The sequence below is a fragment of the Streptomyces sp. NPDC041205 genome, from assembly GCF_055591765.1.
Genome location: NZ_JBVIZH010000011.1, coordinates 1 through 20,986, shown reverse-complemented (window position 1 = coordinate 20,986; position 20,986 = coordinate 1). Strand labels below are relative to the sequence as shown.

Below are 20,986 nucleotides of genomic sequence, written 5' to 3'. Positions count from 1 at the left end.
CTTCCGGCGCGCACGCCGGAGACTGAGCGCCGCAATTCTAGGCGAGCCGCGCCCGGTGGAAGCGGAATGCGCGGCTGACTCACAGTCAATTGCTTCAATTCGCTTACGGGACAAGGCAATCGAGTTCGTTGTAGCTAACACGCAAATGCCACGCAACTGTCGTGAGGCGCTCGTGAATATGCCGGACGCATCCTGAATATGAGTCAATCCGGTGCTGTAGTCAGACCAAGTGCAGCCGTTGCTGATGGTTTCGGGGGAGAGGTGCGGGACAGCACGGCAGGTGTCGCGGAACGGGCCGGTGCGTGAGTCGCTGATACGTGTAGGCCGCGGAAACCAGCGTCATGTGGTGATACCAGCCCGGAAAGGAACGGCCCTCGAAGTCCAGGAGGCCGAAGTGGCGTTCCATGCCCGCCACCGCCGTGGTGGTCCGGCTCCGATGGGTGGCGAGCGAGGCAACGTTGTCGAGTGGCTGATGCGCCAGGCTGGTGAGCCACATGGATCCCGGGCGACTTTCCGGTAGCACTTCCGTGAATAGTCGATAGGGATATTCAGGCGTCGCACCCGGCCTCGCCCCGGGCAGCCGCACGAGCACGGACCGGACGCGGGTGTGCTGCCGGCGGCCGTCGGGCGCGGTGACGAGGACGGAGTCGGTGTTCCCCGAGGCGACATGCCCCCGCGCGCTCACCGGCTCCGGTGCGCCGGGCGTCCGGTCGCCGACGGGCAGGACCTTCAGGTGCTGGGGCACGGCGACCACGAAGTCCCGGGCCCGCTGGCTGAGTCCGCGCAGGAAGAGCGCCACGTCGGGGTCGTCGCTCATATCGGCGACGACCGGCGCGGAGGTGGGCGCGGTACGGGCCTCCAGGGTGTCGACCAGGTCCAGGGCCTGGGCCCACAGCGGGCGGTGGCATACGCCCTCGGGTATGCGTGCGCGCCGGCGCAGTTGGGTGTCCTCGGTCCAGGGCGCCGGGAGCAGCAGCCGCCAGTCGACCGGGACGTGCAGGGCGTCGATGCCGAGGAAGGCGCCGAGCCCCAGCTGGCAGTTGAGGGTGCGGCCGGAGACCGGGTCGAAGTAGCGGTGCACGCCCACGGACCGGTCGCCGCGCTTGGGCAGGACCGCGCGGCCGATCGCCCAGGTGGAGACGCGGCCGTGCTTCTCGGCCCAGCGGGTGAGCTCCTCCATGACGGGGTCCCAGTCCCAGGGACTCAGGCTCACGAACTGGCGCAGGGACTGCACCGCGGTGGGGGACGCCGAGACGGCTCCGGCGAGACGGCGTACGGATTTCTTCCCGGGAGTGATGAGCAGCCCCGCCAAATAGGCCCCCGCCCACCTGCGCTGATCGGCACGGCGCAGATTCTGGAAGACCTGGTCGGTGAAGTCGCTGAAAGGTGACGCGAGCTGGGTTTCGGGCACCTCGCTGCCCGGAGTCGATGTGGGCAATGCGCAGGGCACAACCATGCTGCGATCCCTCCCGGACGTCCCTGAGCGGCAGCTGCCGAGCGTCGAGTCTAGGATCCGAGAGCGTGTCGCACCATCTTGCTGCGGGCGTGACTGATGTGGCAACCACGGCAGCAAACCGGGTTCACACACCATGTTCGCGCGGGCCGCGGGGGCGGACTCCTCCTCTCCGGTTCGGTCGTCGAGGCGGCGCCAACGGTCGGACTGTTTCCGCGAAGAGGATCAGGAATTCCGGCTTCCGGGCCCCCAGTGCTCTGGAGCGTGCCATTCCGAGGGCCGCTCCACCCCGGTTCCCCGGGCGTCCCCGTGGTGCCCGTCGCGCCCGGTCGTCTCTTCCGCTCGCGCCGCGACTCTCCGCGCGCACCTCCGCTCTCTCCCGGTGGGCCGAACTCCGCATAGCCGGAAGGCGACTTGCCACAGGGAGTGCTCTTCGGCCACATCGGCGGGAGCGTGGCTGATACTCGTGTTAAGAGTCCGTATGGAAAATGCTAGGGTTCACTAGCGGCCCTGGGATTCGGCTAATAGGCGCCAATGGTGACGGACCATCACCGTTTGCCCCGAATCCGGCTCGCTAACTCAACGAAGGACCCCCGCCTTCTGTACGCCCCCTTCTCGTCTGCAACTGTTTCGCTTCGCGCTACAGTTGGCTCAATTCCTGCCGCTAGTGGCGGAAGTTGATCGCTAAAGCCCCCGCTGTCTGAGTCCTGAGAGAGCTGCGTCACACCAGGACAGGCATAGCGATGCTGGGCTATCTTGTTCGAACTTCGAAAAGTCGCGACGAGCGACTGCCTCTTCCTTGAATCTCCAACAGGTGTCGGGTTCTACTCGGGTAGGCCTTTGGAAGAGACCACTGCGAAACCGGGTCATCGGTACCGATGGGGGACACGTCGGTCGGCCGGAGGGCGCGGGGGTCGTGGTCGAGGCGAACGGGGCGAGTAGTTGAACGGGGCGAGTAGTTGATGTACGAATCCACACACATGCCGACTGAATGCCTTCCGCGCAGTCCTGAAGGATGCGCCGAACGGCCGGACCTGCCTGTGCTCTGTGCCGGCGGCCCCCTCGAGCGGTGAGGGCGGCCCGACGGCGTGCACGCACGTGCCACGCCGACGGATCCAGCAATGAGTCGACGGAACTCTGACCACCCGACTCGGCGAGTGGCTTGCGAGAGCCCTCATCCGGCCGATCGGCTGTGATTGATTGGCCAGCCTGTGCCTCGCGACGCGCGAAGGCTTCCGACCCGTTCCGGGTCAGGACACGGCTGCCATACCCGCATGGCATTTTCCTGTTCGGACGCGGACCGTCGTGCCCGCGTTCGTTCGATGTTCTTTCACATGGAGGCATGATGACGAACCAGGTCAGCGACCTCGAGGATTCGAAGGTTGTGCTCTTCCGCCGAAACGCGAGCGCGGTGCCGCGGCAGCGAAGAGCAGGAGTGGACGAGCGTCGTGGCCAGGTGCTGACGACGAAGGTGGGCCTGCAGATGCCGGCCGGGCTGACCTTCGAGGACTGGGAGCGGGCCGGCCGCCAGCTCTCCGGAATCGTCAACTCCTCTTCCTGGTGGCTCGGGGACTGGCTGGTATACGGCAAGGACCACTACACCGACCGCTACCAGCGCGGCATTCGCGCCGCCGGGCTGCAGTACCAGACCCTGCGCAACTACGCGTGGGTGTCACGGCGCTTCGACTTCAGCCGACGACGCGCGGCGCTGAGCTTCCAGCACCACGCGGAGCTCGCCTCGCTGCCGATCGACGAGCAGGAGCTGTGGCTCGACCGGGCCGAGCAGATGCAGTGGACGACCAAGCAGCTGCGCAGCGCCATCCGCGTCGCCCGTGAGGACGAGGCGCGCGACGGAACCCAGACGCCCGAGACGATGCGGCGGCTCGCCGTTCCCGGCAGCAGGCTCCAGTGGTGGCACAAGGCCGCGGAGCAGTCCGGCATCGACTTCGAGCAGTGGGTGCTCGCGACGCTCGACAACGCCGCCGAGCGTGCGCTCGTCGAGGACGAGGCGGCCCAGCGGGAGCAGGCCGGAATCAGCGCCTGAGGTACGGGGCGCCATGCATGGCAACGCGTGACATGGCCAACGTCCGCCGAGATCAGGGCAGTTGACCTCGGCGGACGCATATACGACGCGCAGGACCCGTACTCCGGAGAGGGAGTGCGGGCTCCTGCGCGTCGGCACGTGTCGGCGCGGATACGCCGAGCCGCTGCCGCGGACTGAACGGCGGGCCCCGAAGTCCCGTGAGCGAGAAGGGTGTGTGGGGCCCGTCGAACGGTCCGCGGCAGCGGAACGGCTGTGCGGAATCTATGGCTGGTGAAGAAGTACTGGCTGGAGCGCGGAAGGGCTACGGCAGCTTGCTCATGAGCTGAGCCGTCGCCTGGTGGCGGGTGCACTCACGACCGCCGAAGGAGTCCCGTACGCGGTCCTGGACCTCGTCCGGCTGCTCCTGGCTGAGCTTGAACATGCCCTCGGCGCCCGTCACCTTGATGCGGAACGCGCCGACGGCGGGCACGATCTTCCGGAAATAGTCGAGTGATTCCGACATGTCCCAGCCGTCGCCGAAGGCGCCCTCGTAGGTGCGCACGGTGGACTTCACCACCTCCAGGGTGTTCTCGATGCCCTCGATCTTCTCGACGACACCGTGGACGTGTACCGAGGTGAAGTTCCACGTCGGCGCGGCCGGGGTCACCTGATAGACCGTCGGCGACACATAGCCGTGCGGCCCGGTGAACGTCAGGAGATTCACGCTGCCCGACTCGAGCGCCTTCCAATGCGGGTTCGCCCGGTTCATGTGTCCGAGCAGTCGGCCGCCCGAGAGGTCGTCCGACCATTCGCCGGTCCACTCCGGATCCTGAATCACCGGCAGATGCGTGGCGAACGGTCCCGCTTCAGGACTGCCGTTGCTCACAAAGAGCGCCAACGGATTGCCGCGGATCAGATCCAGCATCCACGAACTGTCCGGCTGGCGGTACTGACTGGGAACGAACATCCGGAGTTCACCCTTTCGCTAATCTCACTCACGGTATGGTGCCAAGTCGCCGACGCTACCAGCGCTTTGAGAGGCACAACCAAAATTATGGACGAGCCGACATGGCTGTCCTGTCGGCAGGACAGCGGTGCCCGGCAGACGGTGCGGCCGGGGACTCTTGAAAGGTCCGTCCGGCCCCTCTAAGTTGGCGTGGCGGTGTTCTCCAGCGCAATACTTAATGCGTGTCTCCCGGACCACCGGTCGAGATGTTCGAGACCATCAGCCGCACGTCAGACGAGAGTTGGCAGCATTTCCGACCGCAGCATTTCCGACCAAGGTCCTCTTGGATAACCGCAATGCCGTCGTCGCAGCTGCGGAAGTCCCAGTCGAAGCTACATCAGCGGGAGAATATCTATGGGTACGCGTGAAAACGAGATATACGACATCGTTGGGATCGGGTTCGGCCCGTCCAACCTGTCCCTCGCCATCGCCCTGGAGGAACACGAGTCAAATTCCTCGGAGCAGCCGATCACAGCTGCGTTCTTCGAGCGGCAGGCCGCTTTCGGGTGGCACCGCAACATGCTGCTTCCGCAGGCGACGATGCAGATCTCGTTCCTGAAGGACCTGGCGACCTTCCGCAATCCGCTGTCGCGCTACAGCTTCGTGTCCTACCTCCACGACTCGGGCCGCCTGGTCCAGTTCGTGAACAACCAGGACTTCTTCCCGACCCGCCAGGAGTTCCACCAGTACCTGGAGTGGGCGGAGGCGAGCTTCCGCGACCGCGTCTCGTACAACTCCGAGGTCACCGAGATCCGCCTGGCGGCGGAGTCCACCGCCGACGACCAGGTCCTCGAAGTCGTCGTCCGCGACATCGTCGGCGGCGCGACGCGTGTGGTGAAGGCCCGCAACATCACCGTCTCCACCGGCCTCGTGCCGCGCATGCCCGACGGCATGGAGCGCGACGAGCGGGTGTGGCACAGCTCGGAGTTTCTGGCGAAGTACGGCCAGATGAATCCCGAGGAGCTGAAGAACGTCGCGGTCGTCGGCGCCGGCCAGAGCGCCGCCGAGATCACCAAGTACCTGCACGACATGCTGCCGCAGGCCCAGGTCTCGGCGATCCTGCCGAGCTACGGCTACTCCGTCGCGGACGACACGCCCTTCGCCAACCAGGTCTTCGACCCCACCGCCGTCGACCACTACTACTTCGGCACCGAGAAGACGCGGGACGCGTTCTGGCGGTACCACAAGAACACCAACTACTCCGTCGTCGACGACGACGTCATCCGGGAGCTGTTCCGCCGCTCCTACGAGGAGGAGGTCGCGGGCGCGCAGCGGCTGCACTTCCTGAACCTCACGCGGGTCAAGGAAGTGAAGCGCTCCGGCAACGACACGCGTGTCGTCCTGCACTCGCTCCTGGACGGCGAGACCGAGCAGGAGATGGACGTCGACGCGCTCGTCTTCGCGACCGGCTACGCCACGATGGACGCCACCCGCCTGCTCGGCGACCTCGACGGCTTCTGCCTGCGCGACGAGGAGGGCCGCCACCAGGTGGAGCGCGACTACCGCGTCGTCACCACCGGCGACCTGTCCTGTGGCATCTACCTCCAGGGCGGCACCGAGCACACGCACGGTCTGACGTCGTCCCTGCTGTCGAACATCGCCGTGCGCAGCGGTGAGATCGCCGACTCGATCGTCGAGCGACGCGGCGTCGGCGAGAAGGTCTGAGCCACCCCTGTTCCGGACGGCCCGTCGGCCCCCACCGACGGGCCGTTCGCATGCGCGGATGGGCCGAGCGGGCCGAGCGTGTGGCCGGGGGCACGGGGCCGTGTACGCGTGAAGGGGCGGGCCCCGGTGCTGGGAAGCACCGGGGCCCGCCCCTTCACGGCTTCTCGGCGTCGCTCAGGAGCGCGCCCGCCGCACGGCCTTACGCGGCCTGGTCGGCGGCCATCGCGTCGCGCAGGCTCTTGGGCCGCAGGTCGGTCCAGTTCTGCTCCACGTAGTCCAGGCACTCCTGGCGGCCGGCCTCGCCGAACGCCACCCGCCAGCCGGCGGGGACCTCGGTGAACGACGGCCACAGGGAGTGCTGCTCCTCGTCGTTCACCAAGACGTAGAACTGGCCATCCGCGTCGTCGAACGGGTTGCTGCTCATGTCCACTCCATTTCAAGCCGTACACGATGGCTTCCCTGCGGAAGCCGTTCGTTCCAGGTGCCGGCGGACACAGTCCACCAGCCTCGTCATTGTCGGCCGCGGGCAAGCCCGGCGTCCAGACCCCGCTACTCGCCGACGAATTGTCGGTATAGACAGGGCGTTCTGCGGTGGTCCCGTGAAGTATTCACTGCGACCGGATCAAAATTCCGTGAAAAATTTCGGTCCTGCGGTGGGCCCGTCGCGACCGCTAAGTGCGCCTCAGAACCTACTCGGTTGGTTCTGAGGCGGTCCGCACGGGCCATGCATAAGGTTCCCGGCACGGTCGACTCGGGTGGCCCGCTGTCCCGTGGACAGGACAGCCCGGTGCCGAAAGCCTGAATTGCCTGTAGTTTGTTGCGGGTTGTCGGGCCGTCACGCCCGGCAGTGACGGTGACACATCGATGAACTGCCAGATCAGCGATGTGGGGCGTTCAATAGGAAAGGGCAGGCAGGGAGTTGTGGAATCACGGCACCCAGTCGCCAGAATCGAGGAATGGGGCGGCTCGGGTCATGTCATTGTCGGTGGTCCCCCTCGGCCTTCCCGGGAAACTGGGAACTTCCACTATAGGAGTAGTAGCGCCATGAGCGTCACGGCAGCACAAGGTTTTTCGGCCGCAGGCGTCGCGGCCGGAATAAAGAGCAGCGGAAATCCGGATGTGGCTCTGGTCGTGAACAACGGCCCGCGCCGGTCGGCGGCCGGTGTCTTCACCTCGAATCGGGTGAAGGCCGCCCCCGTGGTCTGGAGTGAACAGGTCCTGAGGGTGGGCGCGGTCAGCGCCGTCATCCTCAACTCCGGTGGCGCCAACGCCTGCACGGGCCCGGCCGGTTTCCAGGACACCCGGGCGACCGCCGAGAAGGTCGCGGCGAGCCTCGAGGGGCACCGCGCGGGCGAGGTCGCCGTGGCTTCCACCGGCCTCATCGGGGTCCGGCTCCCGATGGACAAGCTCCTGCCGGGCGTCGAGAGCGCGGTCGCCGAACTCTCCGCGGACGGCGGCGAGAAGGCAGCCATCGCCATCAAGACGACGGACAGCGTGCACAAGACCTCGGTCGTCGAGGGCAAGGGCTGGACGGTCGGCGGCATGGCCAAGGGCGCGGGCATGCTCGCCCCCGGCCTCGCCACGATGCTCGTCGTCCTCACCACCGACGCCGACCTGGAGAACGACGTCCTGGACAAGGCGCTGCGCGCGGCGACCCGGGTGACCTTCGACCGCGTCGACTCCGACGGCTGCATGTCCACGAACGACACCGTGCTCCTGCTCGCCTCCGGTGCCTCCGGGGCGACCCCGGAGTACGCGGAGTTCGCCGAGGCCGTCCGCACCGTCTGCGACGACCTGGCCCGCCAGCTCATCGGTGACGCCGAGGGCTCCTCGAAAGACATCCGCATCGACGTCGTGAACGCGGCCACCGAGGACGACGCCGTGGAGGCCGGGCGCTCCATCGCCCGCAACAACCTCCTCAAGTGCGCCATCCACGGCGAGGACCCGAACTGGGGCCGTGTGCTCTCCGCCATCGGCACCACGTCGGCGACCTTCGAGCCGGACCGCCTCAACGTCGCCATCAACGGCGTCTGGGTCTGCAAGGACGGCTCGATCGGCGCCGACCGGACCGCGGTCGACATGTCCGGCCGTGAGGTCGTCATCACCGCGGACCTGGCGGCGGGCGCCCAGCGCGCCACGCTGTGGGCCAACGACCTGACGTCCGAGTACGTCCACGAGAACAGCGCGTACTCGTCATGAGGATCAGCACGCAGGAGCACCCCGCACTGGTCAAGGCGCAGTCCGTGATGGACGCGCTGCCGTGGCTCAACCGCCACCAGGGCAAGATCTGCGTCATCAAGTTCGGCGGCAACGCCATGATCGACGACGAGCTGAAGGCCGCCTTCGCCCACGACGTCGTCTTCCTGCGGCACGCCGGGCTCAAGCCGGTCGTCGTCCACGGCGGCGGCCCGCAGATCAGCGCCGCCCTGAAACTCCACCACATCGACAGCGAGTTCAAGGCGGGCCTCAGGGTCACCTCGCCCGAGGCCATGAACGTGGTCCGGATGGTGCTCGCGGGACAGGTGCAGCGCGAACTCGTCGGCCTCATCAACCAGCACGGCCCGCTCGCCGTCGGCCTCACCGGTGAGGACGCGGACACCATCACCGCGACCAAGCACTGGCCCGAGGACGAGGACGGCGAGAAGGTCGACATCGGCCGCGTCGGCGAGATCGCCGGGGTGGACCCCGGCGCCGTCGAGGCGCTGCTCGCGGACGGCCGTATCCCGGTCATCTCGCCGGTGGCCCGCAGCGTCGACGACGACCACGTCTACAACGTGAACGCCGACACCGCCGCCGCCGCGATCGCCGCCTCCCTGAACGCGCACACGCTGGTCTTCCTCACCGACGTCGAGGGCCTGTACGCGGACTGGCCGCACAGCGACGAGGTCATCAGCAGGCTCAGCGCCAGCGAACTGGAGAAGATCCTTCCGGAGCTGGCCGACGGCATGGTCCCCAAGATGGCAGGCTGCCTGCACGCGGTCCGCAACGGCGTGGGCAGCGCGCGCGTCATCGACGGACGGGTCCAGCACTCGGTGCTGCTCGAGATGTTCACGCGCGAGGAGATCGGCACGCTGGTCCTGCCGGACATCGAAGAGGATCTGCGATGAGCGGGGCCGTCGAGGAGAGGGCGCGATGAGCGTGCCCGGCACGGAGGGGATGGGATGAACGAGCCAACGAGGGACACCGGCGTCACGGGCGACGCCGCGGGGGAGCGCGGGAACACCAAGCTCACCGAGCGCTGGCAGGCGTCGCTGATGGACAACTACGGCACGCCGAGGGTGCCGTTGGTGCGCGGCGAGGGCGCCGCCTTCTGGGACGCCGACGGCAAGAAGTACCTCGACTTCCTCGGCGGCATCGCCGTCAACTCCCTCGGCACCGCGCACCCCGCCGTCGTCCGCGCCGTCAGCGAGCAGGTCGGCAGACTCGGCCATGTCTCGAACCTGTTCATCGCCGAGCCGCCGGTGCGGCTCGCCGAGCGCCTGCTCCGGCTGACCGGGCGCTCCGGCCGGGTCTTCTTCTCCAACTCCGGCGCGGAGGCGAACGAGGCGGCCTTCAAGATCGGCCGTCTGACCGGACGCCGCCGCATGGTCGCCACCGAGGGCGGCTTCCACGGCCGCACCATGGGCTCCCTCGCCCTCACCGGCCAGCCCGCGAAGCGCGCCGCGTTCGAGCCGCTGCCCGGAGACGTCACGCATGTGCCGTTCGGCGACGCCGACGCGCTGCGTGCCGCCGTCGACGAGGACACCGCGCTCGTCGTCATCGAGCCGATCCAGGGCGAGAACGGCGTGGTCGTACCGCCGCCCGGCTATCTGGCCGCGGCCCGCGAGATCACCCGGGCCGCCGGAGCGCTGCTCGTCCTCGACGAGGTGCAGACCGGCATCGGCCGCACCGGCCACTGGTTCGAGCACCAGGCGCACGGCGTCGAGCCGGACGTCCTCACTCTCGCCAAGGGCCTCGGCGGCGGTATGCCCATCGGCGCGACGCTCGCGTTCGGCCCGGCCGCCGAGTTGATGGCGCCCGGCGCGCACGGCACCACCTTCGGCGGCAACCCCGTCTCCTGTGCCGCCGCGCTCGCGGTGCTCGACACGATCCACGGCGACGGGCTCCTCGACCACGTCAAGCGGCAGGGCGAGACGCTGCGGCAGGGCATCGAGGCGCTCGGGCACCCGCTGGTCGACCGGGTCCGCGGCGCCGGTCTGCTGCTCGGCATCGTCCTCGCCGAGCCCTGCGCCGTGCGCGTGCAGCAGGCCGCCCAGGACGCGGGACTCCTGGTGAACGCCGCTCTGCCGGACACCATCCGGCTCGCGCCGCCGCTGATCGTCGGCGAGGACGAGGTGACGGCGTTCCTGCGCGCGCTGCCCGAGGTCCTTGACCGGGTGCGGCGCGAGGGCGGGGTCTGACACCACCGCGGGTCTGACACCACTGCGGGTCTGACACCGCCACCCCGACACCGACCGAGCAGGCCGTCCACCAACCGGTGGGCGGCCTTCCGGTTTTGCCGCGCCAGGGGGCCACGGGCTCCTCCCCGAAGGTGTCCGGACCCCTCCCTCAAGATCTACTGGCGCCGCCGGGCCGCCAGAGTGCGCCAGCCTGAGCCATGTCGGCTTGCAATGGCGCCATCGTGATGCCATAGTGGCGTCATGGATCTCACGCCCTACGTCGACTATCTCCGCCGGGAGCTGTCCGTCGCAGCCGACGCGGACGGCGAGGAGGCGCGGGCGATGGCCGAGCGCCTCACCGCGCAGCTCGAGTCGGCGACCCGGCTCACGCTCCTGCGGGCCCTGTCCGACGCGGCGGGCGAGATCACCGGTGAACTGGCGCCGGGCTCCGTGGACGTCCGGCTGCGCGGCCGCGAGCCCGAGTTCGTGGTGACACCGGCTCCCGTCGACGACTGGTCCGACCGCGCCGCGGCCGAGGCGGTCCCGAGCGGACCGACTCCGGTGCGGGTGCCGCCCCCGGCCCTGTCAGCCGAGGACCATCGCACCACGGTCAGGATCAACCTCCGTCTGCCCTCCGGCCTCAAGCTGCGGGCCGAGAAGGCGGCGGCACAGGAGGGACTCTCGCTCAACGCCTGGCTCGTACGGGCGATATCGGCGGCCCTGGAACCCGAGGAACGAGCCGTCGCCCCCAAGGCCGGCCCGGGAAGTTCGGCCGGCCGCGGCGGCCGGAGCTACACCGGCTGGGTCGGCTGAGCGCCGCCCGCACCGCAGTGTCACCCTCCCTCAGCCGTCCCACCAGCGGGGACGCCCGACAGACCCACAGGACGGGGCAGCCATGCCAACCTTCGACACCCCCGAGCCCATCTCTGTCGCCCTGCAGCTCAACGCGGGCCTCCTGCGCCTGACTGCGGGCGCGCGCACCGAGACCGTGGTCGAGGTGAGTCCGAGCAACGGGCTGAGCCAGTCCGACCGCAGCGCCGCCGAACAGACCCGCGTCGAGTACGGCCAGGGCAGGCTGCTCATCAGAACCCCGCGCCGGCGCAGCCTCTTCGGCTCCGGCGGCTCCGTCGACGTGACGGTCGAACTGCCCGCCGGATCACGCGTGTCGGGCGACGCCACCATGGCCGACATCTACAGCGAGGGCGAGCTGGGGGAGTGCGAGTTCAAGACCGGGCACGGCCGGATCCAGCTGGAGCGGGCCGGACGGCTGCAGCTCAACAGCGGGTTCGGTGACGTCACGGTCGGCAGCGCCACCGGCGAGGCCGACATCCGCGTCGCTTCCGGCGACATCCGCATCGGCCGCGTCGACGGCGTGCTGACCCTCAAGAACTCCAGCGGCGACACCGACATCGAAGAGGTCACCGGACGTCTGCGGGCCACCGTCAACCGCGGCGACATCAGCATCGGCCGGGTGTACGACGACGTCACCGCGCGCTCCGTCACCGGCGACATCCGCGTCGGCGAGGTGACCCGCGGCCGCGTCGAACTGCGTGCCGCCGCCGGTGAGCTGGAGATCGGAGTGCGGAAAGGATCCGCCGCCTGGCTCGACGTGCACACCAAGGTCGGTCACGTACGGAACTCGCTCGGCGCCTCCGACGCGCCCGAACTGCCGGACGAGGCCGTCGAGATACACGCCGTCACCAGCCGCGGCGACATCGTCATACGCCGCGCCTGATCACGGCGCCTGACGGCAGCACGAGGGCGCGGTGGCCGACACCGTGCCCTCGCCGCGTTTCCGGGCACCCGGCCGTCGCCAGAGCCCGTGATCAGGCGGCGGTACGTGGCCGAGTACCGCCCGTACTCCTCGTACCGCCCGCGCGCTGAGCGCGCACCGCACCCGAGCTGATCGCCGTCGCCCGCCCTCAACAGGGCCCGGCCTCGACGCGTCACTTCCCCCCACCCCCCCGTACCGCGCGGTCCTCGACCCGCGGAGCGTGCTTCGCACGCCCTGAAACAGGTGAAATATCATGACTTACCAGTCACTGCGCCCTGTGCCCCTCACCACCCTCGCCGACCAATGGGGCGCGCCCCCGGCCCACTTCTGGCTCCGCGGCACCCGCCCCGAGCGGCCGGTGGCCCTCGACGAACGGACCGGGATCTGGAACGTGCACGGCTACCCGGAGGCCGTCGAGGTCTTCTCCGACCCCGCCACCTACTCGTCCGACACGGTCCGCCAGCTCGCCCCCGACGCCCCGGACTACGAGAAGAGCGGGCTTCTCACGCAGATGGACCCGCCCGAGCACCGGGGGCTGCGGCGGCTGGTCGGCCGGGCCTTCACGCCCAGGCTGGTGGCGGGCCTCGCGCCCCGGATCAGCGCCCTGACCCATGAGCTGCTCGACCGGGCCGACGCACGCGGCGCGCTGGAACTCGTCGACGACCTCGCCCACCCGCTCCCGGTGACCGTCATCGCCGAACTCCTCGGCGTGCCCGCCTCCGACCGGCCGCTGTTCCGGCAGTGGAGCGAGGAGATCTTCCCGCGCGAGCAGGGGCCGACGGCGGCCGACGGGGCCGGGGGCGGGGGAGACGGGGGCGGTGGTGACTTCGGTGTGGACGAGGTCGCCGCCGCCCTCGATCTCGGGCGCCGCATGAACGAGTACTTCACGGAGCACGCCGACGACCGCAGGCGCCACCCCCGGGAGGACCTGCTCACGCTGCTCGTCGAGGCCGAGGTCGACGGCGAGCGGCTGTCCCCGGCGGCACTCGGCAACTTCGCCCAACTGCTGCTCATCGCCGGGCACGTCACCACGACCATGCTCCTGGGCAACACGGTGCTCTGTCTGGACGCCCATCCGGAGTACCGGGAGGCGCTGCGGCGGGACCCGGCGGGGCTGCCCGCCGTGATCGAGGAGTCGCTGCGCCTGCTCACGCCCTTCCAGGTCTTCTACCGGGCCACGACCCGGGAGGTCGAACTGGGAGGGCAGCGGGTGCCCGCCGGGCAGGCGCTCGCGCTGTGGGTCGGCGCGGCCAACCGCGACGAGCGGGTCTTCTTCGGCCCGGACGACTTCCGTCCCGGGCGCGACCCCAACCCCCACCTCGCCTTCGGCCGGGGCATCCACTTCTGTCTCGGGGCGCCGCTCGCACGGCTCGAAGGGCGGATCGCGCTCGGCATCCTCCTGGAGCGCTATCCGGACCTGCGGACCGACCCGGACCGCCCGCCCGTGCTGATGGCGAACCCGGAACTGACGGGTGCCCGGGAGCTGCCGCTGCTCACCGCGGGACGGCCGGGGCGGGCGGAGGCGTGACGTCGAGAGGGTGCTGACCCGCGTACGGGGAGGACCGCCGAACTGCCGGCCGGGGTCTCCGTAGGGGGGCGCGGGAAAGGGTGTGGGCCGTGCGACCGCCTCGGTCGCGCGGCCCGGAGCTCAGCCCGCGTCGCCGCGGGGGGACTTGCGGGGCTTGCGGGGGGTGCGGGGTGCCGACTTGCGGCAGGCGAGCTCGTCGTTCGACGCGACGAACTCGATGCCCGTTTGGGGCAGCCCGATCCCCGGCTGGGGCAGGCCGATGAGGGAGTGGACGACATCGTCGAGGCCCGCGCTGTGCACGGTGAGCCGGGTGGCCTCGATCGCCGCGTCGTCCAGGGCGTCCAGGACGGCGCGGAGCGCGGGCACGGTGCCGTCGCTCGGCAGGTGCAGGGCGAGCGCCTCATGGTCGGGGGTGGCGAACTCGAAGAGGGCGGTGGCTGATTCCAGACCGCTCACGCTGGCGAATTGCAGCCGGATGAAACCGCCGGGCAGGCCGGTGTCGATGAGGGGGGTCACCGGTGCCACGGACGCCGGTGTGTGCCGCGGTGCGCCCCGGTGCTGCTCCCGCTCCGCGCGGGCGTGGCCGCCGGGGGATGGCGTCACCACGAACTCGGGGTCGAGGCCGCGGAGTTGCACGGCCACCGAGCAGCCGGGGGCGAGGTCGCGGGTGACCTCGCCCATGGCGGCGGACAACGCGTTGAGCAGGGTGAGCCGGGCCGCTGTCTCCAGCGGTGCGGTGAGTCGTTGGGCCAGGGCTCGGGCTTCGTCTCCGCCCGCGTCTGCGGCGACTGCGAGCTCGTGCCGGAAATCGTCGACGTATGGCGTGAGGTCCATGACGCCATGATGGCACAAATATGGCGCCATACAAGCGCCACTTTTTCCATCCGTGGCGGCTGACCGAATCTCGGCTGCTTGATGCCCGCTTGTCCCTGGTCGCGAAAGCGTTGCTGCGGGCGGGGTGCCGCCCAAGAGGGCTTCGCTGTCGCGAACGGGGCGGTTTCTTGCAGGTCAAGGCTCACAACGGGTGCTGGCTGGATTTCGCTTCAGGATCGGCTACTGCAACCCATCAGGGTCTGGATGTGGTGATGGTGCGGACGGATGGGGGCGGCCTGGTGAAGCGCTGCTTCCGGGCGCCTGGATGGATGCCCTCGCGGTGTCACTCCAAGGCTCTCGCGGGCCCGAACGGGCACTCGAAAGGCCCGCTTGTGTGCTGTCGATTGCCCTTGAGGGGTGGCGCCGACGAGGGGTGGCGGCGCGCTGGTGCCGAATGTGTGCCATGGTGGCTTGCCATGGCGCCATCGTGGTGCCATCGTAGCGCTATGGATGCCACGCGGTACGTCGACGAGTTCCGGCTCGGGTTCGCGGCCCTCTCGGCCCTCGCGAACACGGCCGGACTCGGCCTCCCCGGGTCGACGTAGCCGTGCCGTCCAGCTGTCCGCCGCATGCCGTCGCCGTGGCTCGCCCGTCGAGTCCCGCGGCGACGCGCATCGAGACCGCCGGCGCGGTTCTCGCACTGTCCCCCTGTTCCTGACTACCCGACGGGAGTCCCTTTCGCCGTGGCTACCATCCTGTACAAACTGGGCCGCTTCGCCTTCCGGCGACGCGGTTTGATGGCACTGCTCTGGGTGCTGATCTTCGGCGGGGTGGGCTACGCTGCCTCGTCCGCGCCAACGCCCCCCGCCGACGCGTTCTCGATGCCGGGCACCGAGTCGCAGAAGGCCTACGACCTCCTCGAGGACAAGTTCCCGGACGCGAGCGCCGACGGCGCCACGGCCCGTGTGGTCCTGCGGGTCCCCGGCGGCGACATCACCGCCGCGGGCGAGAAGGCCAAGGTCAACAAGGTCGTCGCCGAGCTGCGCAAGGCGCCCCAGGTGGCGAGTGTCGGCGACCCGTACGCGGGCAACGCCGCCGTCAGCAAGGACAAGTCCACCGTCTATGTGTCCGCCACCTACAAGGTCGTCCAGACCAAGGTGAACGACAAGGCGCACGACGCCCTGGACAAGACGCTGGAGAACGCCCGCAAGAGCGGGCTCAAGGCCGAGGCCGGCGGTGACGCCGTCAAGATCGAGCAGTCCGTGGGCGGTTCCTCCGAGGCCATCGGCATCGCCGTCTCCGCGATCGTCCTGATCCTGACCTTCGGCTCGATGATCGCCGCCGGTATGCCGCTGCTCACCGCGCTCGTCGGCGTCGGCGTCGGCATCTCCGGCATCACCGCGATCGGCTCCACCGTCGGCCTGTCGTCCACGACCACGACCCTGGCCATGATGATCGGCCTCGCGGTCGGCATCGACTACGCCCTGTTCATCGTCTCCCGCTACCGCTCGGAGATCGCCGAGGGCCGCGAGCGCCAGGACGCCGCCGGGCGGGCCGTGGGCACCGCGGGCACCGCCGTCGTCTTCGCCGGACTCACCGTCATCATCGCCCTGGTCGGCCTCGCCGTCGTCAACATCCCGATGCTCACGAAGATGGGCATGGCCGCCGCGGGCACCGTCGCGATCGCCGTCTTCATCGCCGTGACGCTCGTCCCCGCGCTGCTCGGCTTCGCGCCCGTCAAGGTGCTCGCCCGCAAGGACCGCGCGCTGTACAAGGGCAAGCCGCTGTCGGAGAAGAAGCAGCGCAAGGCCGAGGAGCGGGCCCGCAAGCAGCAGCAGCCGAACCTCGGTGCCCGCTGGGCGCGCTTCATCCTGCGTCACCCGGTCGCCGTCCTGCTGCTGGCCGTCGTGGGCCTGGGCGCGGTCGCCGTACCCGCCGCCAGCATGAAGCTCGGTCTGCCCAGTGAGGGCACCATGGCGCCGGACACCACCCAGCGCAAGGCGTACGACATGATGTCGGACTCCTTCGGCAAGGGCTTCAACGGGCCGCTGATGGTGACCATCGAGGGCAAGAACGTCAAGGCCGAGGCCGAGACCGTGCGCAAGCGCATGGAGAAGGAGCCCGGCGTCGAGTCGGTCGGCCCCGCCGCGCCCAACAAGGCCAACGACACCGCCATCGTGAACGTCGTGCCCAAGACCGGCCCGGCCGAGGACGAGACCAAGGACCTGGTCAAATCCCTGCGAGGGGTGGCAAAGGACATCGAGGCCGACAATGGCCCCGAAATCCTGCTCACCGGCCAGACGGCCATGTTCATCGACTTCTCCAAGACCCTCGACGACGCGCTGCTGCCCTACCTGGGCACGGTCGTGGGTCTGGCCTTCCTCCTGCTGATGCTGGTCTTCCGCTCGATCCTGGTGCCGCTGAAGGCGGCGCTCGGCTTCCTGCTCTCGGTGGCCGCCGCGCTCGGCGCGGTGGTGGCGGTCTTCCAGTGGGGCTGGCTCGCGGACGTCTTCGGCGTCGACCAGCCCAGCCCGATCATGAGCACGATGCCGGTCTTCATGATCGGTGTGGTCTTCGGCCTCGCGATGGACTACGAGGTGTTCCTGGTGACGCGGATGCGCGAGGCGTACGTCCACGGCGTCGAGCCGCGCGAGTCGGTCGTCACCGGCTTCCGGTACGGCGGGCGTGTGGTCACCGCGGCCGCGATCATCATGATCAGCGTCTTCTCCGGCTTCATCATGGAGGAGAACGACCTGGTCAAGATGATCGGCTTCGGTCTCGCCGTCGCCGTCCTCTTCGACGCCTTCATCGTCCGCATGACCATCGTGCCCGCGCTGTTCGCCCTGCTCGGCGAGTCCGCTTGGTGGCTGCCGAAGTGGCTCGACTGGCTGCTGCCGAACATGGACGTCGAGGGCGAGAAGCTGTCCCGGCGCCTGGCCGCCCAGCAGCAGGTGCCGCCGCAGCAGCGTCAGGCCGAGCCGCAGTACCGCGGCTGACGCGTGAACCACCAGGACTGAAGCCCGGGGCAGGGCAGGCCTTTAGCACCAGGAGTGGCCCACGGCCAGACCCGAGGCGGAAAAGCTGCTCCGAGGCGGGCCGGCACAGCTGAGGAGGCCGTTGTCGGCCTGCCGTCGCCCTATCCGTGCGGCGGGTCAACGTACGCTGCCCGAGAGGGTGTTGAAGCGGGTCGCACCGGCTCATCCAGCCGGTGCGACCCGCTTCGTGGTGTGCGAGGGGCGCGAGAAATTCCCGGCGGCGTGTCCTGGTGGCCGGGACGAAACAGGGGCGCACCCGGTCTCGCGGCGCGCCCCTCGATGGCGTCGAGCGTGGTCGGCGCCGCCCGGAAGAGGGCGATCCGCCGGGCGGTCTGCGTCTGCGCCAGAAACCCTGTTCCGGCGGCGATCCCGGGTCTAACGTCGGCCTGAAGAGCACAAACGCGCCGGGCGCAGCGCCCGGATCACATCGAGGAAAGGGTGTGGTGCCACTATGGCTCGCCGTGGCGCCATGAGTGTGCCATGATGGCAGCATGGACCTGACGCCGTACGTGGCCAATCTCCGGCACGAACTCGCGGTCGCCACCGAAGCGGGCGACGAGGGCGCCCGCGCGCTCGCCGAGCGCCTGGCCGCGACGCTGGAGGCCGCGACCCGGCTCGCCCTGCTGAACGCACTGTCCGACGCCACGCGGGAGATCACCCACGAACTCGCGCCCGGCTCGGTCGACGTGCGGCTGCGGGGACTCGACCCCGACTTCGTCGTGACGGCGCCGCCCGGCGGCGAGCCGTTCGCGGAGCGCCCCGACCGGAGCGCCTCCGCCCGGCTCACGGCCGTGCCCGTGCCGCGCCCCGCGGCGGAGCCGGAGGACGGCGGCGCCTCGCGGATCAACCTCCGCCTCCCGGCGCGGCTGAAGCTCCGGGCCGAGCAGGCCACGGCGACGGAAGGGGTCTCGCTCAACTCCTGGCTGGTGCGGGCGGTATCGGACGCCCTGGAGCCGGACGGGAACCGCGGATCGGTGGCGCTCACATAGACCCCACGGACCGCTCCCGGCCTACCGCCGCCTGACGCCGAAATCAGCCGTCCCGCCAGTGGGGACGCCCAGCAGAGTCACGAGGATGGGACACCCTTGCCTACTTTTGACACCCCTGAGCCGATCACTGCCACGCTCCACGTCGAGCTGGGCGTCGCCCACATCACCGCGGGCGAGCGACCCATCACCGTCGTCGAGGTGCACCCCCGCACCGAGGGCGACGAAGCCGACCTGCGGGCCGCCCGGGACACCAGGGTCGACTTCAGCCGCGGCCGACTGACGATCCGTACGCCCAAGGCCGCCGCCCGGCGCGGCGACTCCGGGTCCGTCGCCATCGAGATCCGGCTGCCGAGCGGCTCCCGCGTCAACGGCGCCGCCGCCACCGGTGACTTCACCGGCGACGGCCCGCTCGGCGAGTGCCAGCTGACCACCATGGACGGCGACATCCGCCTGGACCGCACCGGCCCGGCGCGGCTGCGCACGGAGCGCGGTGACGTCACCGCCAAGCACATCCACGGCATCGCCGAGATCACCACCGGCTCCGGCCAGGTGCGCGTCCACGAGATCGAGGGCCCCGCCGAGATCAAGAACTCCAACGGCAACACCTGGATCGACCAGGTCACCGGTGAACTGCGGCTGAAGGTGGCCAACGGCAACATCTTCGTCGGCCGGGCGCACGCGGACGTCGCGTCCAAGTCCGCCAACGGCGACACCCGCATCGAGCAGGTCGCCCGCGGCCGCGTCGACCTGCAGACCCAGACCGGCGACCTGGAGGTCGGCATCAACCTGGGCACCGCCGCCTGGCTGGACGTCAACTCCCAGGCCGGCACCGTCCACAACTCACTCGGTGCCTCCGACGGCCCCGGCAAGGGGGCGCAGACCGTGCAGGTGCGCGCCCGCACCGGCGTCGGCGACATCGTGATCCGCCGCGCGCAGCCCGTGTGACACGGGGCACGGCACCGCAGTACGGGAGACGACCCGCGCCGTACGCAATACAGCGAACGACCTTGAAACACCAACGGAAATGAGAAGGGGCACGATGACCGCCACCACCCAACCGACCGGGGCATCCAAGGGGATCACCGCCCTTGGACTGCGCAAGTCGTACGGCGAGAAGGTCGTACTGGACGGCGTCGACCTGCAGGTCACCCCGGGCACGATCTTCTCCCTGCTCGGTCCCAACGGCGCGGGCAAGACCACCACCGTGCAGATCCTCTCCACGCTGATCCGCGCGGACGAGGGTCAGTGCACGGTCGCCGGGCACTCGCTGGAGCAGGACCCGGACGCGGTGCGCTCCGAGATCGGGGTCACCGGGCAGTTCGCGGCGGTGGACGGTCTGCTGACCGCCGAGGAGAACCTGTTCCTGATAGCCGACCTGCTGCACCTCGACAAGGCCGAGGGCCAGCGTCGCGCGGCCGAACTCCTTGAGCGTTTCGACCTCACCGACGTCGCCAAGAAGCCCGCGTCCGCGTTCTCCGGCGGTATGCGCCGCAAGCTCGACCTGGCCATGACCCTCGTGGGCAAGCCGAGCATCATCTTCCTGGACGAGCCGACGACGGGCCTCGACCCGCGCAGCCGCCGCACGATGTGGGACATGATCCGCGACCTCGTCGCGGGCGGCACCACGATCTTCCTCACCACCCAGTACCTCGAAGAGGCCGACCAGCTGGCCGACCGCATCGCGGTCCTGGACGGCGGCAAGATCGTGGCCGAGGGCACCGCGGACGAGCTGAAGCGCCGCATCCCCGGCGGCTACATCAAGCTCCAGTTCAACGACGCCACCCACCACGACGCCGCCGCCCGCACCCTCCCGCAGGCCACGCGCAACGACGAGGACCTCACGCTGCAGATCCCCAGCGACGGCAGCATCCCCGCCCTGCGCGCGGTGCTCGACGTCCTCGAAGGCGCCGGCATCCATGCCGAGGCGTTGACGGTGCACACCCCCGACCTCGATGACGTGTTCCTGGCTCTGACGGGTCAGGGCCGTAAGTCCACCTCTGACGTGAACAGCGCGACCGCTGTGAAGGAGGCTCAGCGATGAGCACCAACTCGTACGCCGTGCGCGACTCGATGACGATGCTGCGCCGCAACCTCAAGCACGCGCAGCGTTATCCGTCGATGACGATCTCGGTCGTCGCGATGCCGATCCTGATGCTGCTGCTGTTCGTGTACGTCTTCGGCGGGGCGCTCGGCGGCGGTATCGACATCCCCGGGGTCGGTGGTGGTGGTGACCGCGGTGACTACACCAACTACGTCACCCCGGGCATCCTGCTGATGGCCATCACCTCCGGCGCGGTGTCCACGGCGGTGGCGGTGTGCTC

Annotated in this window: 15 protein-coding genes and 2 pseudogenes; 13 read left to right on the top strand and 4 right to left on the bottom strand. The window is 69.6% G+C overall.

All coding sequences use genetic code 11. From position 1 onward, the window contains the following. Nucleotides 1–220 precede the first annotated feature (220 nt). Nucleotides 221–1,411 (bottom strand): IS701 family transposase, encoded by a 1,191-nt coding sequence (locus ACZ6BG_RS33650; RefSeq protein ID WP_469008541.1) that lies wholly within the window; start codon nucleotides 1,409–1,411, stop codon nucleotides 221–223. Between the two features lie 1,477 nt (nucleotides 1,412–2,888). Here ACZ6BG_RS33650 and ACZ6BG_RS33645 point away from each other — a divergent pair. Beyond that, complete coding sequence (locus tag ACZ6BG_RS33645; RefSeq protein ID WP_468461868.1) at nucleotides 2,889–3,497, top strand: LmbU family transcriptional regulator; 609 nt, start codon at nucleotides 2,889–2,891, stop codon at nucleotides 3,495–3,497. A 301-nt stretch (nucleotides 3,498–3,798) separates the two neighbouring features. On the opposite strand, the gene ACZ6BG_RS33640 is transcribed toward ACZ6BG_RS33645, so the two are convergent. After that, the gene (locus ACZ6BG_RS33640) at nucleotides 3,799–4,443 is read right to left on the bottom strand and encodes an FMN-binding negative transcriptional regulator (RefSeq protein WP_468461866.1); all 645 of its coding nucleotides are present in this window, start codon (nucleotides 4,441–4,443) and stop codon (nucleotides 3,799–3,801) included. 393 nt (nucleotides 4,444–4,836) lie between these two features. On the opposite strand from ACZ6BG_RS33640, the gene ACZ6BG_RS33635 reads away from it, so the two are divergent. After that, a complete protein-coding gene (locus ACZ6BG_RS33635; protein ID WP_469008538.1) occupies nucleotides 4,837–6,147 on the top strand; it encodes a lysine N(6)-hydroxylase/L-ornithine N(5)-oxygenase family protein in 1,311 nt (436 codons plus the stop codon). 199 nt (nucleotides 6,148–6,346) lie between these two features. On the opposite strand, the gene ACZ6BG_RS33630 is transcribed toward ACZ6BG_RS33635, so the two are convergent. Further along, nucleotides 6,347–6,571, bottom strand: a complete 225-nt coding sequence (locus ACZ6BG_RS33630; RefSeq protein ID WP_190118303.1) for an MbtH family protein — start codon at nucleotides 6,569–6,571, stop codon at nucleotides 6,347–6,349. A 620-nt stretch (nucleotides 6,572–7,191) separates the two neighbouring features. Between ACZ6BG_RS33630 and argJ the strand changes: the two genes are divergently transcribed. From argJ to ACZ6BG_RS33600, 6 genes are all read left to right on the top strand, one after another. Beyond that, the gene (argJ, locus tag ACZ6BG_RS33625) at nucleotides 7,192–8,346 is read left to right on the top strand and encodes a bifunctional glutamate N-acetyltransferase/amino-acid acetyltransferase ArgJ (RefSeq protein WP_469008536.1); all 1,155 of its coding nucleotides are present in this window, start codon (nucleotides 7,192–7,194) and stop codon (nucleotides 8,344–8,346) included. Beyond that, the gene (gene argB / locus ACZ6BG_RS33620) at nucleotides 8,343–9,254 is read left to right on the top strand and encodes an acetylglutamate kinase (RefSeq protein ID WP_469008534.1); all 912 of its coding nucleotides are present in this window, start codon (nucleotides 8,343–8,345) and stop codon (nucleotides 9,252–9,254) included. The genes argJ and argB overlap by 4 nt, the downstream gene beginning before the upstream one ends. A gap of 54 nt (nucleotides 9,255–9,308) precedes the next feature. Continuing rightward, on the top strand, nucleotides 9,309–10,547 hold the full coding sequence (locus ACZ6BG_RS33615; protein ID WP_469008533.1) for an acetylornithine transaminase: 1,239 nt from the start codon (nucleotides 9,309–9,311) through the stop codon (nucleotides 10,545–10,547). A gap of 240 nt (nucleotides 10,548–10,787) precedes the next feature. Further along, nucleotides 10,788–11,339, top strand: coding sequence for a toxin-antitoxin system HicB family antitoxin (locus ACZ6BG_RS33610; protein ID WP_469008531.1), 552 nt, complete (start codon nucleotides 10,788–10,790; stop codon nucleotides 11,337–11,339). Between the two features lie 82 nt (nucleotides 11,340–11,421). Then, entirely contained in the window at nucleotides 11,422–12,261 is an 840-nt protein-coding gene (locus ACZ6BG_RS33605) for a DUF4097 family beta strand repeat-containing protein (protein ID WP_469008529.1), read from the top strand. A gap of 292 nt (nucleotides 12,262–12,553) precedes the next feature. Next, nucleotides 12,554–13,828: a cytochrome P450 gene (locus tag ACZ6BG_RS33600; protein WP_469008527.1), complete on the top strand. Its 1,275-nt coding sequence runs from the start codon at nucleotides 12,554–12,556 to the stop codon at nucleotides 13,826–13,828. Between the two features lie 531 nt (nucleotides 13,829–14,359). Here the strand turns inward: ACZ6BG_RS33600 and ACZ6BG_RS33595 are convergent. After that, nucleotides 14,360–14,662: pseudogene (locus tag ACZ6BG_RS33595) on the bottom strand (hypothetical protein); the annotation flags it as partial. A 722-nt stretch (nucleotides 14,663–15,384) separates the two neighbouring features. On the opposite strand from ACZ6BG_RS33595, the gene ACZ6BG_RS33590 reads away from it, so the two are divergent. From ACZ6BG_RS33590 to ACZ6BG_RS33570, 5 genes and pseudogenes are all read left to right on the top strand, one after another. Beyond that, a complete protein-coding gene (locus ACZ6BG_RS33590; RefSeq protein ID WP_469008525.1) occupies nucleotides 15,385–17,637 on the top strand; it encodes an MMPL family transporter in 2,253 nt (750 codons plus the stop codon). 530 nt (nucleotides 17,638–18,167) lie between these two features. Further along, complete coding sequence (locus ACZ6BG_RS33585; RefSeq protein WP_469008522.1) at nucleotides 18,168–18,665, top strand: hypothetical protein; 498 nt, start codon at nucleotides 18,168–18,170, stop codon at nucleotides 18,663–18,665. A gap of 96 nt (nucleotides 18,666–18,761) precedes the next feature. Further along, nucleotides 18,762–19,610, top strand: coding sequence for a DUF4097 family beta strand repeat-containing protein (locus ACZ6BG_RS33580; RefSeq protein WP_469008518.1), 849 nt, complete (start codon nucleotides 18,762–18,764; stop codon nucleotides 19,608–19,610). 94 nt (nucleotides 19,611–19,704) lie between these two features. Continuing rightward, the gene (locus ACZ6BG_RS33575) at nucleotides 19,705–20,706 is read left to right on the top strand and encodes an ATP-binding cassette domain-containing protein (protein ID WP_469008517.1); all 1,002 of its coding nucleotides are present in this window, start codon (nucleotides 19,705–19,707) and stop codon (nucleotides 20,704–20,706) included. After that, nucleotides 20,703–20,986, top strand: a pseudogene (locus ACZ6BG_RS33570) (ABC transporter permease); the annotation flags it as partial. The gene ACZ6BG_RS33575 and the pseudogene ACZ6BG_RS33570, both read left to right, overlap by 4 nt.